At 67.4% G+C, this 14184-nt stretch carries 14 protein-coding genes; 5 read left to right on the top strand and 9 right to left on the bottom strand.

Annotation, left to right across the window (positions count from 1 at the left end; genetic code table 11):
• Positions 1–283 precede the first annotated feature (283 nt).
• The 4 genes from WI26_RS23260 to WI26_RS23245 form a co-directional block, all read right to left on the bottom strand.
• Positions 284–967, bottom strand: coding sequence for a Fe2+-dependent dioxygenase (locus tag WI26_RS23260; protein WP_069227335.1), 684 nt, complete (start codon positions 965–967; stop codon positions 284–286).
• On the bottom strand, positions 964–1719 hold the full coding sequence (locus WI26_RS23255; protein ID WP_069227334.1) for a tetratricopeptide repeat protein: 756 nt from the start codon (positions 1717–1719) through the stop codon (positions 964–966). The genes WI26_RS23260 and WI26_RS23255 overlap by 4 nt, the downstream gene beginning before the upstream one ends.
• A gap of 3 nt (positions 1720–1722) precedes the next feature.
• Positions 1723–3966, bottom strand: a complete 2244-nt coding sequence (locus WI26_RS23250; protein WP_069227333.1) for a TonB-dependent receptor — start codon at positions 3964–3966, stop codon at positions 1723–1725.
• A 348-nt stretch (positions 3967–4314) separates the two neighbouring features.
• The gene (locus WI26_RS23245) at positions 4315–5610 is read right to left on the bottom strand and encodes an aspartate carbamoyltransferase (protein WP_059468398.1); all 1296 of its coding nucleotides are present in this window, start codon (positions 5608–5610) and stop codon (positions 4315–4317) included.
• A 233-nt stretch (positions 5611–5843) separates the two neighbouring features.
• Between WI26_RS23245 and WI26_RS23240 the strand changes: the two genes are divergently transcribed.
• Positions 5844–5978 carry an entericidin A/B family lipoprotein gene (locus WI26_RS23240; RefSeq protein WP_059449563.1) on the top strand — a complete coding sequence of 45 codons (135 nt, stop codon included), beginning with the start codon at positions 5844–5846 and terminating at the stop codon, positions 5976–5978.
• A gap of 86 nt (positions 5979–6064) precedes the next feature.
• Here WI26_RS23240 and WI26_RS23235 read toward each other — a convergent pair whose 3' ends face one another.
• The 3 genes from WI26_RS23235 to WI26_RS23225 form a co-directional block, all read right to left on the bottom strand.
• On the bottom strand, positions 6065–6613 hold the full coding sequence (locus tag WI26_RS23235) for a hypothetical protein (protein WP_059468399.1): 549 nt from the start codon (positions 6611–6613) through the stop codon (positions 6065–6067).
• Between the two features lie 135 nt (positions 6614–6748).
• Positions 6749–7672 carry a DMT family transporter gene (locus WI26_RS23230; protein ID WP_069227843.1) on the bottom strand — a complete coding sequence of 308 codons (924 nt, stop codon included), beginning with the start codon at positions 7670–7672 and terminating at the stop codon, positions 6749–6751.
• Positions 7673–7872: 200 nt separating this feature from the next.
• Positions 7873–8667, bottom strand: a complete 795-nt coding sequence (locus WI26_RS23225; protein ID WP_059468400.1) for an AraC family transcriptional regulator — start codon at positions 8665–8667, stop codon at positions 7873–7875.
• 170 nt (positions 8668–8837) lie between these two features.
• Here WI26_RS23225 and WI26_RS23220 point away from each other — a divergent pair, with 170 nt between their 5' ends.
• Positions 8838–9668, top strand: a complete 831-nt coding sequence (locus WI26_RS23220; protein ID WP_069227332.1) for a molybdenum cofactor biosynthesis F family protein — start codon at positions 8838–8840, stop codon at positions 9666–9668.
• A complete protein-coding gene (locus tag WI26_RS23215; protein WP_069227331.1) occupies positions 9668–10477 on the top strand; it encodes an SDR family oxidoreductase in 810 nt (269 codons plus the stop codon). The genes WI26_RS23220 and WI26_RS23215 overlap by 1 nt, the downstream gene beginning before the upstream one ends.
• An 81-nt stretch (positions 10478–10558) precedes the next feature.
• On the opposite strand, the gene WI26_RS23210 is transcribed toward WI26_RS23215, so the two are convergent.
• The gene (locus WI26_RS23210; RefSeq protein WP_060190930.1) at positions 10559–11236 is read right to left on the bottom strand and encodes a dihydrodipicolinate reductase C-terminal domain-containing protein; all 678 of its coding nucleotides are present in this window, start codon (positions 11234–11236) and stop codon (positions 10559–10561) included.
• 321 nt (positions 11237–11557) lie between these two features.
• On the opposite strand from WI26_RS23210, the gene WI26_RS23205 reads away from it, so the two are divergent.
• Positions 11558–12271 carry an SDR family NAD(P)-dependent oxidoreductase gene (locus WI26_RS23205; RefSeq protein ID WP_069227330.1) on the top strand — a complete coding sequence of 238 codons (714 nt, stop codon included), beginning with the start codon at positions 11558–11560 and terminating at the stop codon, positions 12269–12271.
• 174 nt (positions 12272–12445) lie between these two features.
• Entirely contained in the window at positions 12446–12643 is a 198-nt protein-coding gene (locus WI26_RS23200) for an oxidoreductase-like domain-containing protein (RefSeq protein WP_059468460.1), read from the top strand.
• A gap of 69 nt (positions 12644–12712) precedes the next feature.
• On the opposite strand, the gene WI26_RS23195 is transcribed toward WI26_RS23200, so the two are convergent.
• Positions 12713–14173, bottom strand: coding sequence for an MFS transporter (locus tag WI26_RS23195; RefSeq protein WP_069227329.1), 1461 nt, complete (start codon positions 14171–14173; stop codon positions 12713–12715).
• Positions 14174–14184 lie beyond the last annotated feature (11 nt).

The following is a 14184-nucleotide window of genomic DNA, read 5'->3' as shown; positions in this document are numbered from 1 at the left end:
TTGTCGTCGGAAAGAATGTCGGCGGGTGCGTTCGTCGGGGAAGGTTTCCTCGACGGGGGGCGTATGGCGGGCGATTCGCCCTGCATCGCGAGTCGATGGCGGTCGCCGAACGATCGATGCCGACCATTCCGACGGGCAATCGATGAAACCGGCGTCGGTGAGTGCGGTGCACCGCGCGTGGTTCGTCATGGGCGATTTCGTTAGATGAATGCCGGCGCGCGGGTAGGGGCGTTGGCCCACATGCTTGCGCATGGCTCATGCGTATCGGGCATGATTGCCGCGATTACGCATCCGCCCACTTCCTCAACAGGTTGTGATAAATCCCCGTCAGCGAAATGACCATGGGATCCTGCGCGCCTTTTTCCGCCGACAACGCCTGAATCTGCGTATCGAGCTGAAACAGCAGCGTGCGGTCGCCGTCGTCGCGCACCATGCTTTGAATCCAGAAGAACGACGCGACGCGCTCGCCTCGCGTGACCGGCGTCACATGATGCAGGCTCGACGCCGGATACAGCACGAGATCGCCCGCCGGCAGCTTCGCGCGATGCACGCCGTATGTATCTTCCACGCAAAGCTCGCCGCCGTCGTACGCGTGCGGTTCCTCGAGAAACAACGTCGCCGACAGGTCGCTGCGCACGCGAAAATCCGTGCCGCGCAGCAGCCGGATCGCGTTGTCGACGTGCGTGCCGAACGTCTCGCCGCCTTCGTAACGATTGAACAGCGGCGGAAACACCTTCAGCGGCAGCGCCGCCGAAAAGAACAGCGGATGCCGCGCGAGCGCATCCTGGATCGCATCGCCGACCGCGCGCGCGGCCGGCGAGCCTTCCGGCAACTGCCGGTTGCGTTTCGTGAGTGCGGACTGCGTGCCGGACGTCGCGTTGCCGTCGATCCACTCGGCGGCATCGAGCATCTCGCGGCATTGCGCGACCTGTGCGCAGGTCAGTACGCCGGGGATATGAAGCATCATGATTCGGATTCCATGCCATGAGACGGCAATTGCATCGCCGCCGCGCGCAACGCATCGAGCGGCGACGACGCGAGATACGCGCGCATCTTCGCGACGAACGCGGGGGTGGCGGTGGCCGGCACGCGCGCGAGCCAGACGAGGGCTTCGTCGACGCGCCCGCGATCGGCGAGCAGCCGCGCGTAGTTGAACTGGCCGCGAAAATCGCCTGCCTCGGCGGCGCGACGATAGTGGTCGAACGCGGCATCGACATCGACGGCCACGACCCAGCCGTCCTCGTAAAAGCCGCCGATCAGGTTGATCGATTTCGCATGGCCGAGCGCGGCGGCGCGGCGAAACCAGTCGAGCGCGGCGGTGCGATCCTCGTCGATGCCGTTGCCGAGTGCGAGCGCCGTCGCATAGTTGTACATGCCCCAATCAAGGCCGGCCTGCGCGGCGAGCCGGTACCAGTACACCGCTACCGCCGCGCACGCGGCTGTGCCCCAGCCGAACTCGTAGCATCGGCCGAGCATGTTCATCGCCATCGGGTGCCCGGCTCGCGCCGCATGCCGGAACCAGCCGAATGCGGCGGCCGGATCGCGCGCGACGCCGTGCCCGTCGAGCAGGTACTGGCCGTAGACGGCCTGCGCATCGACGATCCCGTTATCGGCGGCTGCCGCGACCCACGCGGCGGCGCGCGCGGGCGGCCCGGCGAGGATGTCGGCGAACGCGCGCGGCGACACCGACGCGAGCGCTTTCAGCGAGACGGTTTCCATCGATCAGTAGCGCGCGTTCAGCGTGACGAACGCCGAGCGGCCCGGCGCGATCGACGCGTAATGCGCCGGGTACGCCTGATCGAAGTACGTGCGGTTGAACAGGTTGTTCACGTTCAGTTGCAGGTCGAGCTTCTTGTTGATCCGGTATTGCGCCATCGCGTCGAAGCGCCAGTACGAAGGCACCGCACGCAGGTTCGCGGGATCGCCGAACACTTCCGACATGTAGAACGCGCCGCCGCCGACGGTGAATTTCGGCGTCACGTCGTAATTCGACCACATCGTCAGGCTGTGCTTCGGCGTATTGGGGAACCGGTGGCCGTTGTTCGCGGCATCCTTGCCGTTGTCGCGCAGTTCGCTCTTCATGTACGTATAGCCGCCGAATACCTGCCACTGCTTCGTGATCTGTCCGGCGACGCCCAACTCGAGACCCTGCAAGCGCTTGTTGCCGACCATCGCGTACTGGTTGTTCGGCAGCGTCACGCGTGCATTCGTCGTGTCGATCTGGAACAGCGCGGCGGTCAGCGACAGCTTGTCGTCGAGCACGTTCCACTTCGTGCCGAGCTCGATGCTGCGGTTCTTCTCGGGCGACAGCTGATCGGCGTTCGAGCCGACGCCGCCCCGGCCGGGCGTGAGCGATTGCGTTTCGCTGCCTTCGCCCAGCAGCATGCCGGCGGGCGTCGACGACGTCGCATACGACGCATAGATACTGCCGTTGCGCGCGGGCTTGAACACGAGGCCTGCCTGCCAGTTCACGAGCGTGTCGTCGCGCGTGTAGGTCTTGCCGCCGTTCGCCCGGGTGTCGGTGAAGCGGGTCGAGTAGTCGTCGACGCGCACGCCGGCGTTCACTTGCCAGCGCGGCGTGAGCTCGATCGTGTCGAAACCGTAGATCGACTTGGTGGTGGTGCGCGCATGCGCATAGTCGTTGTTGCGCGTGATGGCGCCGGCCCACGGATCGTTCGGGTTGGGTGACCACAGGCTCGTGCAGTTGTAGCCGGACGGCGCGCCGATGCCTTGCTGGCAGATCGTGCCCTTGTCGGTCGCAACGGTGTACGAATCGCGCTTTCCCCATTCGCGCGACAGCTCGATGCCCGTCGTGAAGCTATGTTTGAACGGGCCGGTGCGAAATTCGCCGAACAGTTCGGTCAGGTTCGCGAGGCTGTTGATCGAGCTGTTGCGGTTGTTGTTGCGACGCCAGACCTTGCCGTTGACCACGTTGCCCTGGCTGTCGTCGGGCTGCGTCCAGATGTAGTCCTGGGTCGATTCCGTGTAGCGCGTGGTGTTGCGCATTGTGAGGTTCGACGTGATGTCGTGCTCGATCCTGATCGTGCTGATGTCCGACGTGGTCTTGCGGAAGTCGCGGTCGATCAGGCCGTAGAAGTTGTGGCGATCGACGGGCGCCGGATAAATCGTGTCGACGTTCGCGGGCTTGTTCGACGTCGTGTAGAAGTACGGAATGCCGCCGTCGGGCATGTCGTCGGTCGACAGGTGGTAGTAGCTCGCGGTCACGCGCGTCGGCGTGCCGAGACCGAACGCGATCGACGGCGCGACGCCCCAGCGCTCGTTGTTGACGGCGTCGCGGCCGGCGACGTCGTTGTTGTGGCTCATCAGGTTCAGGCGGAACGCCGCGTGATCGGCGAACTGCCAGTTGCCGTCGGCGGTGAAGCGGCGGTAGCGGTCGGTGCCGAGGCCGGCGCTCGCGGCCGCGGTCGTGCCGAGGTGCGGCGCTTTCGTGATCAGGTTGATGCTGCCGCCCGCGCCGCCGCGGCCGCCGTATGCGCCGTCGGAGCCCTTGGTGATCTCGACGCGCTCGGTGTTGAAGATCTCGCGGGTGGTCGCGCCCGTGTCGCGCATCCCGTCGACGAACATGCTGCCTTGCGTGTCGTAGCCGCGGATGAACGGACGATCGCCGAGCGGGTTGCCGCCTTCGCCGGCGCCGAACGTGATGCCGGGCACGGTGCGCAGCGCCTCGGTCAGCGTTGCCGCGCCGCTGTTCTGGATCAGCTCCTGCGGGATCACGGTCACGGACTTCGGCGTGTCGACGAGCGGCGCGGTGAATTTCGTGGATGCGGAAAAGTCGGCCTTGTAGCTGTGCTCGGTCTTGCCCTGGACCTCGATCGGCGCGAGATGGCCTTCGGTGCCGACCGGGGCGGCCGGCGGCGTGCCGTCGGCGAACGCGGGGCTCGCGGCGAGCACGCTGCACAGGGTGGTGAATTTGCCGAGTTTCAGCTCTTCAGGACGGGACTTCATGGTGCGCTTCGACCTCGCGGTGTGGTCCCGGGAACGACTCGCAACGGAAATGTGCATGCCGCCGGGAATTATTACGATTTGTTTTCAGCCGGCATTCTATGTAATTTCTTGTTAAATGAGAAGCGTTCTTGTTCGCGTTTGTGATGGGAATGTTGACGAATGTTGCAGAGGGCTTGACGGCAAGCACGACGTCAAGCCGTTCGAAGCTGCGGGCCTGCGCGTGATCGATCCGTGGGCCGGCTGACGCGAGGTTGGCGGCTCCCTGCATCATCCGCGTCGAAATGAAAAACGCGCCGTGCAAGGCGGCGCGTTGTATGCGTTACGTCTGCGCGCGACACCGGATGCGCGTCAATCGATTCCGTGAAACACCGCATCCTCCGGCCCGAGGTACGCAGGCGGGCGCCACGTCGCGTCGCGCATCGAATGTTGAACCAGGTTCTCGACGCCGAGCAGTACCGCGAATATCGCCATCCGCACCGGAATGCCGTTGTCGGTCTGCCGGAAGATCGCGAGCCGCGGATCGCGGTTCAGGTCGACCGACAGGTCGTTCGCGCCGGGCCGGCTGTCGCGCGGCAGCGGGTGCATGATCAGCGTGTCGGGCTTGCACACGGAGTCGACGAGCGCCTGGTTGATCTGGAAATCCGGCGTGTAGCCCTCGAACGACTCGTCGGTGAAGCGCTCCTTCTGGATCCGCGTCGCATAGACGACGTCCGCGCCGCGCAGGCCGGCCGCGAGGTCGTTCGTTTGCTCGATCACATGCCCGTTCGTCGCGATCTGGTCGATGATGTATGCGGGCATTTCGAGCGTCGGCGGCGACACGAGCGTGAACTTCAGCCCGCGGTACAGCGCGAGCAGCTTGACGAGCGAGTGCACGGTGCGGCCGTATTTCAGGTCGCCGACGAGCGCGATATGCGCGCCGTCGACGATCTTGCCAAGCCGCGAGAACTCGCGCTGGATCGTATAGAGATCGAGGAGCGCCTGACTCGGGTGTTCGCCCGGGCCGTCGCCGCCGTTGATCACCGGCAGGTTGGTCGCGCGCGCGAACTCGGCGACCGAGCCTTTCTCCGGATGGCGGATCACGAGCGCGTCGACGTAGCCGGCCATCACGCGGCTCGTGTCGTAGATCGATTCGCCCTTGGCCATCGACGAGAATGTGAAGCCGGTCGTGTCGCACACCGAGCCGCCGAGCCGGCAGAAGGCCGCGCCGAACGACACGCGCGTGCGCGTGCTGGCCTCGAAGAACAGGTTGCCGAGCACGGCGCCCTCGAGTACGCGTGAGATCTTGTGGCGGCGCGCGATCGGCTGCATCACGTCGGCGACGCGGAACAGCGCCTCGACCGAATCCCGTGAGAACTGATCCACGGAAATCAGCTGCGGCTTGCCTTCGAACAGAAATTGCTTAGCGAGCCCCTGCTTTTCTACGCTTTGCGTATAGTCCATGCCTTCCGGTGCCGGGCGTTCGACGATTTCGGACACGAAGCGCTCGACGATCTCGGGCATGCCGCGAGATTCCTGCGAATCGTCGGGCAACAGCCACGTATCCAGTGCACGACGGCTTACACCGATACGGTTCGCGAACGCTTCGCGGGTCATGTTGAGGCGGCGCATCGCGTCGCGCAGGAAGGCTTGCTGGGGAACGGTCATCGGCGGCACCTGATGAAAAATATACGCGATGCGTATATTAGTTCGCGGCCGGCTGAAGTCAAGGAAAATCTGCGCGGCGGCGCGTGTGGCCTGCATCACGTCGGCTTGGCCGATACTGGCGCGCGGCGGTTGTCTCCGTATAATCAGGTCAGGCCCCGTGTCCTGCGCGCCGCAGGCCACCACGCCGCATACGATTCGCCCGGTCGGGCATGTTGACTCGAAGGAGAATGAGAATGACGCGTACGATTGCTGCAGTGCTACTGGTAGTGACCGCCGCGCTCGCCGGTTGCAATACCGTTGCAGGCATGGGGCAGGACATTTCGAAGGGTGGCCAGGCCATTAGCGATACGGCCGAGAAGGCCAAGTAAACCACCGGGTTCCGGAATGCAGAAGGCGCCGGGCCGTTCCGCGATCGCGGAACGGCCCGGCGCCTTTTTCATGGTACGCGGCGGCGTCAGGCGCTTTCCACGAACGCGTAGCGACCCTCGACCTTGCGCGGCGTCAACCAGACGAAGTCCGGAAACAGCCGGTTGCGGACGAACCAGACGTAGCCGACCAGGATGACCGTCACCGCGAGGGTCGGCAGCGCGGCCGACGGATCGCGGCCGAGATCGGCGATAGTTTTCGGCACTTGCAGCAGCGACAGAATGATGAACGCGTGATACGCACCGACGCGATGGGTTGCAAAGCCCCAGATGAACAGCAGCGACAGCGGTACCGTCAGGGCGAGGAACAGCATCACGGCGCCGGCGCTGAGCCCCTCCGTCCGGAGGAGATAGGCGAGCGCGAGACTGATCAACAACTGCGCGATGCCAAGCGCGATCAGGACCCGGGTATGCACTTTGTTCTTCCTGCACAGTTCCGGGTCGGGGCGTGACGCGATCAGGCGCGCGAGCACGCTCTCCTTGAGGCCCTGTCCGGCCAGTTCGGCCAGCACGTCGGCTTTCCTCGCGCCCGCGGACAGCAGCGCCGCGATTCTTGTTTTGGCTTCCTTCTTGTTCATGGCGATGCGAATTGTTGTTCGATGGTTGTCGTATATATGGCCCGGCCACGCGAATATTGCATCTTGCGCGACGGTACGCAACGATTTTGCCGCGAGCGGACACATTCCTACAGTCGTTGTTGATTGACGAACGGGCTAGCCATCGAGACAACCGGCTGACGTGACGCGTGCCGGCGGCGCGCGTCGCCGCGTCGCACCCACCAGCATCCCCGCGACGACGAGTGCGATGCCGAGCAGGCGCGTGCCGCCGAGCGTCTCGCCGAACAGCGCGACCGCGAACAGCACGGCCGAGACCGGCGCGACCGCCGTGAACAGCGCGGCTTCGGTGCCGCTCGTGCGAGCCGAACCCGCGTACCAGCACAGATAGCCGAGCACGGTCGGCACCAGCGCGTAGTACGCGATCGCCAACACCGCGCCGATGTTCCAGCCGGTCGTCAGCGCGTGCCATTCGAACGCGGCCGGCACCAGCGCGAGCACGAAGCCGAGGCCGGACATCGCCGTCGATAGCGCGAGCGGCGGCAACGGCGCCGACAGCCGCCGGTTGAGCAGGATGAACACGGCCTCGCAGGCGACGGCGGCCAGCACCAGCGCGTCGCCGGCGAGCGTCCGGAGCGACGGCATGGCCTGGCCGGGCGCGAACGTGACGAACAGGACGCCGGCGGTGGCGAGCGCGGCCGCGCCCCAGTCGCGCGGCGTTTGCCGCTCGCGCAGCACGACCGCCGCGATCAGCGTCGACATCGCCGGCAGCGTGCCCAGCATCACGCCTGCATCGACGGGCGACGACAGCTTCGTGCCGCTGATCAGCAGCACCGTATAGCCGACACCGCCCGCTGCAGCCTGCACGAGCAGCAGCACGGCGTCGCGTGTGGAGACCCGGGGCCATCGCATTCGCTGCGCGCGCATCAGCGCGAACAGCAGCGGGGTTGCGATCAGGAAGCGCAGCGCGGTGGCCGCGAACGGCGGCAGGCCGCCGGCCGCGAGGCGGCTCGCGATGACGGTGCTGCCGACGCCCGCCATTGCAGCGGCGAGATAGAGATAGCCGATCAGTCGTGTTTTCATGTGCCGCATCGTCTCGTGCGGCGGCGCGGGCGTCTTGAACGAAATTGCAGCGGCGTCGGCGGGTAAGCCGGGTGAGCGGAACGGCGATGTGTCCGGTGTCGCCGGCTGACCGGTCGCGCGCTCATCGGGAGCCGCTGCCGCCGAACGGCGACGAGCGACATCGTCGTGCGCCAGGTGCCACGACGCGACCGCGAGGCTCGTCAGCCGGCCTGCGTGAATCGTCCGGGCGTGATTCCGAACTGACGTGCGAATGCGCGCGTCAGGTGGCTCTGGTCGGCAAAACCGGCTTCGGCCGCGGCATCCGCGATCGGCCGGCCGTTTGCGAGCAGCGCGCGCGCCAGCCGCGTGCGCGACTGCATCAGATACGCGTGCGGCGTGATGCCGAGCTCGCGTGCGAATCCGCGCAGCAACTGGAAGCGGCTCACGCCGCTCAGGCCGGCGAGTTCGGCCAGCGAAACGGGTACGGCCGGTGCGGCATCGAGCCGCTCGCGGGCGACGCGGATCGCCGGTGCGACGCCGGCGGGCGGCAGCACGCGATTGGAGTGCCGCGCAAGCAGCCCGGCGACCAGTGTCACGAGCGCCTCGTCGCGGGCGAGCGGCAGCGTGTTGCTTGCGACGATCCGTGCGTGCAGCCGGCCGAACGCGGCTGCGAGCCGAGCATCACGCACGGCCGGATGCGCGAGCTCGACACCGCCGAGGCCTTCTTCCGCCGCGACGCCCGCGACCAGCGCGGGCGCGAGATACAGCATCCGCCAGCGCCGGCCGGTTCCCGTTTCGATTGGCATGCCGTCGTGCATCTCGCCAGGATTGACCATGATCGCGTCGCCGGCCAGTGCATCGACCTGCCCGCGGCCGCTCCAGGACCGGTGCGCGCCGCTGACGATCACGCCGACCCCGAATTCGTCGTGCGCATGCCGCGGAAACGCGCGGTCGGACTCGAGGCTGATCGCCTCGATGCCTTCATCGGTGCGTCGGTAATGGGTGACACGGTGCATGGGCGCTCCTCGCGCCGGCAGCGGCGCGGATCACGTGCACTTTAGCGCGTTCCGGCGCCGCGCGCCCTTCATCCTTTTGGCCGATACCGCGCGTCGCGCGCAGCCCGCACCATGTGCACACGAGCAGCGTACACGGCCCGCCGGGCATGAAGCTGCGCAGGAGACGGCAGGTGGAACAACTGGATCCGGTATTCATTCAGGTTGGCGCGCTCGCGGACGGCTTCGCGCCGGACGCGAACGTCCTCGCGCCCGTGGACGCGCTCGTCGGGCGGTCGCTGACCCTCGGCGACGCAGCGGGCGCATGGCGCATCTATACGTTCGAGGCGGGCGCGCTGAAATGGCGCGACGCGGCGACCGGCGCGGGCGGCCGTGCGCGTTGCCGTGTCACGCGGCTGCGCGACGACCTGTACTTCGTCGACTACATCGACCCGGCAGCACGCGCGACGTCGGTCAGTCTCGTGATCGATGTCGGCGACGGCGTGTGGACGTCGGTGATCGGCACGCTGCCGACCGAAACCGATACGCATGTCGACGCGTTCACGCGCGTCAAGCGCGGGCTGCCGCTGACAGGCGTCGATGCGACTTTCCGGCACGGCACGCTCGGTGGCCATGCGCAACCGGGCCCGCTGCACGGGCCCACGCGCGAACTGATCGGCAAGCGGACGATGTATCGCTACAGCCCGACCGAATGCTACGAGCACATCTACCTGAACGAGAACTTCTATGCATGGCAATGTCTGCAGGGCGTCGAAGGCGGGCTGGCCGACGTGGACCGCTGCCATTACTTCAGGCTCGCCGAGCAGCTGTATCTGTTCGTATGGCGCGAGAAGGTGGTGCCGACGCTCGGCGTCGTACTGATCGACCTCGCGCAATGCAAGACGGACGGCAAGATATTCGGATACCAGGGCACCGATTTCGGCACGCTGTCGAACTTCCCGATCGGCGCGCATGCGCAGGTGCTGAACGAAACCGTGCATCGGCTCGCTGGCGAGGCGCAGTGATGAACGCCGTGCTGGGCAGCGGCCGCCTGCGTGCGGATTTCAGCGGCCGAGTCGTGCTCGTCACGGGCGCCGCTCAGGGGATCGGCGCGGCAATCGCGCGCCGTTTCGCGCAATCCGGCGCACGCGTCGCGCTCGCCGATCTCAACATCGATGCCGCTGCCGCTCAGGCGGACGCGCTCGTCTGCGCGGGCGGCGATGCGCGCGCGTATCGCGTCGACGCCGCGAGCCGCGACGAACTCGTCGCGCTCGTCGCGGCGGTCGAGCGCGACAGCGAACGGCTCGACATCGTCGTTCACAACGCCGCGTACTTCCCGCTGACTCCGTTCGAGCAGATCGATGCACCGGTGCTCGAGCGCACGCTGTCGGTCAACCTGTCGGCGCTGTTCTGGCTCGCCCAGGCCGCGCTGCCGGCATTCGAGCGTGCGGGGGCGGGTCGGTTGCTCGTCACGTCGTCGGTGACCGGGCCGCGCGTGGCCTATCCGGGGCTCGCGCACTACGCGGCGTCGAAGGCAGGCGTGAACGGCTTCATTCGCGCAGCGGCGCTCGAACTCGCGCGCCGCAACGTGACGGTCAACGGTGTCGAGCCGGGGATGATCCGCACGCCGGCGGCCGGCAATCTCGGCGATGCGTCGGTCGCCGCGCAGATCGCGCGCGACATTCCGCTCGCGCGGATGGGCGAGCCGGAGGACATCGCGAACGCGATGCTGTTTCTCGCGTCGGCCGATGCGGCGTATATCACCGGGCAGACGATCGTCGTCGACGGCGGCGCGACGTTGCCGGAGAGCGGGGCCGTGCTGGGTGACGGGTAAGGGCGCGCATGCGCGATCGTGCGATCACGGCCGTCGAGCGTGTCGGCAGGGGCCGTCCGCGCGATCCGCGCACCGTCGCGCCTACAGCCAGCCGTTGTGAATGAACTCGACGATCGAATACCGGCGCGGTTCGAGTTCGTGCTGCCGGACGGCCTCGACGATCCGCGACACGCCGTCCGCGTAAGGCGACGCGCCGTACACGCGGGATTCGAATTGAAGGCTGCATGCGCCGTCCTCGATGCGGATCCGGTGGAACGCATGGCGGCCGAGCTGATCGTCGGGAATCTGCAATGCATCGCGCTGCTCGGCGGGGTCCCGCACGGAACGGATGTCCTGCGCCCGAACGCCGAGCGACTGACCGATGCCGACCGCGGTGCCGGGCACGGACGTCTTGCTGGCCTGGTGCGACTCCGTCACGCTGATGCGGCAGTCGCGAAACAGATGGCCGCTGGTTTCCAGCATGCTCATGAACTTGAGCATCAGGATGTTCGTATTCGGACAGAGCACGACGGGGAAGTCGTGCGATCCGGTTTCGAGGTCGGAGCCGGTGGACAGCTCGACGAGCGTCGAGCCGGTTGCGCGGCAGAATTCGATCGCGGCAGGCAGCTCGCGGCCGGATCCGGCGTGAACGACGATCGAACGGTCGTTGCCACGTGCGGGGGCCGACCAGGCCATCACGCGACAGGTTGCCGGGTCGAGCCGGTGCGAGCCGAGCAGCTCGGTTGCCAGCTTGCCGGTGCCAACGACGAGTACTTGCATGGGGTAGACGGATTCGAGGTTCGGGTTTCGATACGGAAACGGCGCGGGCCGTTCAAGGTTCCGACGCGATCACGGCGCATGGCGCGCCGCACCGTGATCGCGCATTATGCCCGGCCACATGCCGTCATGCGCGATGAGCACATGCAGGCCTGCGGCGGATCAACCGGGCGATTTCGTCGACGGTGACGCATCTGTCGCAGAACGCAGGGCAGCGCGAACGGCGCTACGCTGTCGAAACGCCGCCGGGCACGTCCGTGTCGCGGCCGGCCGCGCACCGAACCGCGTATCATCCACCTCCCTTCGATCCAGGAGAGCACTTCAATGGAACACGACCTGAAAGGCAAGGCAGTCGCGATTACCGGCGGATTCGGCCATCTCGGCGGCGCAACAGCCGCGTGGCTTGGCCAGCACGGCGCTCGCGTCGCGCTGATCGGCCGTGGCGCAGCGCCGGACGCGCAGGCGTTGCCCGGCGTGCCGGCCGATGCGCTGCGCATTGGCGGCATCGATCTCGTCGATCCGCAGGCAGCTGCGCGCGCGCTTGACACCGTGAATCGCGAATTCGGCCGGGTCGACGCGCTGCTGAACATTGCAGGCGCGTTCGTGTGGCAGACGATCGCCGACGGCGACGCGGCCACGTGGGACCGCATGTACGAACTGAACGTGAAGACGGCGCTGAACGCGTCGAAGGCCGCGCTGCCGTACCTGGTGGCGAGCCCGGCGGGCCGCATCGTCAACATCGGCGCGGGCGCGGCGTTCAAGGCCGGCGCGGGGATGGGCGCGTATGCGGCCGCGAAGGCGGGCGTCGCGCGACTCACCGAGGCGCTGGCGGCGGAACTGCTCGATCGCGGCGTGACCGTCAATGCGCTGTTGCCGAGCATCATCGACACGCCGCCAAACCGTGCGGACATGCCCGATGCGGATTTCACGCGCTGGGTCCGGCCCGAACAGATCGCCGCGACGATCGGATTCCTGCTGTCGACGGACGCGCAGGCGATCACCGGCGCATCGATTCCCGTGAGTGGTCGCGTGGCGTAGCGGTTGGCGGGCGATCGCACCCGAGTACGACGCGAGAGCGCGCGAAGTACACGCGGAATTGCCGCGATCGCCGCGCTTTCGATCGGCGGGTTGCTCCGCCGCGTATGGCCGGCATGCCTGCATGCCGCCGACCATCACCGTATACTGATCGTTCGACATCATGTGACTGAAGCCGTGACCAAGCCTGCCTCCGCGGATACGCTCGCCGACGATCCGCGTCCGACCCCGCCCGAACAACCCGAACTGGAAGACTGCTGCAACAGCGGCTGCTCGCCGTGCGTGTTCGATCTGTACGACGAAGCGCTCGCGCGCTATCGCGTCGAGCTGGCCGAATGGGAAGCGCGGCACGCGCAACGCAAGCACCACAAGTGAGTTTGATGCGGGCAAGCGGCCGCGCTTGCCCTGATTGGCTGCCGGCGATCCGTCATCGGGCCCGTGTCGTCACGCGCCGGCCCGCACCCGACGATGCAGCGGCCCGAGCGCTGCCGACAACGCGACGCACACGAGCAGCACGACCGTCAGCGCCCACATTGCCGTGCTGAACCCCCGCACATAGTCGGGCGCACCCGGCTGCGCGCCGAGCCGCGCGAAGAACAGCCCGCCGAGTGTCGCCGCCCCGACGGCCGCGCCGATCTGCAGCATCGTGCTGACCATGCCCGATGCGACCCCGGCGCGCGCCGCGTCGACTTCCGCGAGCACGATCCGCACGACCGACGGCAGCACGAGACCTTGCCCGATGCCGATCGCCGCGATGCCCGCGTAAAAGCCCGGGCCGGGCGCGCGTTCGCCGGCCAGTGCGGCGGCGGTCGCGACGCCGGCCGCGAGCATCGTGAAGCCGAGTGTGAGCACGCGGTGGCCGCCGAACCGGTCGACGAGGCGCGGCATCAGCAGCGGGCTCGCGAGGAAGCCGATGCCGAGCGGCAGGATCGCCAGCCCCGACGCGAGCGGCGACCAGTTCAGGCAGCCCTGCAGATAGATTCCGTAGCTCAGGAAGAATGCGCTCAGCATGTAGAACAGGAACGCGAGCGCGAGCCCGAGCGCGACGACCGGGTTGCGCAACAGGCGCACGTCGAGCAGCGGCTCCCCGCCGGCGGCGAGCCGGCGCGCTTCGACCGCCAGCAGCGCGCCGAGCATCGGCAGCGCGCCGGCGACGCACGCGACCATCCACAGCGGCCAGCCCGCCTCGCGTCCGTGCGTGAGCGGATAGACGAGCATCAGCAGGAACAGCGACATCAGCGCCATGCCGGGCGCGTCGATGCGCTGGCCGCGCGGCGGCCGGCTTTCCGGGATGAAGCGCCAGCTGCCGAGCAGCGCGAGGATGCCGATCGGCACGTTGACCAGGAAGATCGCGCGCCAGCCAAGCCCGAACGGGTGCAGGCTGATCAATGCGCCGCCGCCCAGCTGGCCGATCACGGCCGCGAGGCCGAACACGAAACCGTAGAAACCCATCACGCGCACCTGCTCCTGCGGGCTGAACACGCTGCGGATCGTCGCGAGCACTTGCGGCGCGAGGATCGCTGCGAAGAGGCCCTGCAGCACGCGGCCGCCGACCAGCACCGCGCCGCTGCCGGCGAGCCCGCACAGCGTCGATGCGACGACGAAACCGGCCATCCCGATCATGAACATCCGCTTGCGGCCGTACAGGTCGCCCAGACGCCCGCCGGTAATCTGAACGACCGCGTTCGCGCACGCATAGGCCGACACGACGAGCTGCAGCTCGGCCGGTCGTGCGCCGATGCCGTCGCGGATGGCCGGCAGCGCGAGATTCACGATGAAGTAGTCGAGCGGCGGCAGAATGGCGCCGACCAGCAGGACCACGAGCGCCCAGCCATGATGGCTGCGCGGCGGTGCCGCGGCGGCCGTGCCGGCCGGCGCGCAAGGGGCGAGGGTGTTGTCGGTCATGAACGGAAGTC

Source organism: Burkholderia diffusa (assembly GCF_001718315.1).
Lineage (GTDB): Bacteria > Pseudomonadota > Gammaproteobacteria > Burkholderiales > Burkholderiaceae > Burkholderia > Burkholderia diffusa_B.
Note: the sequence above shows the minus strand (reverse complement) of the source record. Positions and strands in the feature narration are given on the sequence as shown.

Coding starts and splice junctions, on each gene's coding strand:
- WI26_RS23230 (WP_069227843.1), bottom strand. CDS start 7,672: ATGAAAACACGACTGATCGGCTATCTCTATCTCGCCGCTGCAATGGCG.
- WI26_RS23225 (WP_059468400.1), bottom strand. CDS start 8,667: ATGCACCGTGTCACCCATTACCGACGCACCGATGAAGGCATCGAGGCG.
- WI26_RS23250 (WP_069227333.1), bottom strand. CDS start 3,966: ATGAAGTCCCGTCCTGAAGAGCTGAAACTCGGCAAATTCACCACCCTG.
- WI26_RS23195 (WP_069227329.1), bottom strand. CDS start 14,173: ATGACCGACAACACCCTCGCCCCTTGCGCGCCGGCCGGCACGGCCGCC.
- WI26_RS23215 (WP_069227331.1), top strand. CDS start 9,668: ATGAACGCCGTGCTGGGCAGCGGCCGCCTGCGTGCGGATTTCAGCGGC.
- WI26_RS23210 (WP_060190930.1), bottom strand. CDS start 11,236: ATGCAAGTACTCGTCGTTGGCACCGGCAAGCTGGCAACCGAGCTGCTC.
- WI26_RS23255 (WP_069227334.1), bottom strand. CDS start 1,719: ATGGAAACCGTCTCGCTGAAAGCGCTCGCGTCGGTGTCGCCGCGCGCG.
- WI26_RS23205 (WP_069227330.1), top strand. CDS start 11,558: ATGGAACACGACCTGAAAGGCAAGGCAGTCGCGATTACCGGCGGATTC.
- WI26_RS23240 (WP_059449563.1), top strand. CDS start 5,844: ATGACGCGTACGATTGCTGCAGTGCTACTGGTAGTGACCGCCGCGCTC.
- WI26_RS23245 (WP_059468398.1), bottom strand. CDS start 5,610: ATGACCGTTCCCCAGCAAGCCTTCCTGCGCGACGCGATGCGCCGCCTC.
- WI26_RS23260 (WP_069227335.1), bottom strand. CDS start 967: ATGATGCTTCATATCCCCGGCGTACTGACCTGCGCACAGGTCGCGCAA.
- WI26_RS23235 (WP_059468399.1), bottom strand. CDS start 6,613: ATGAACAAGAAGGAAGCCAAAACAAGAATCGCGGCGCTGCTGTCCGCG.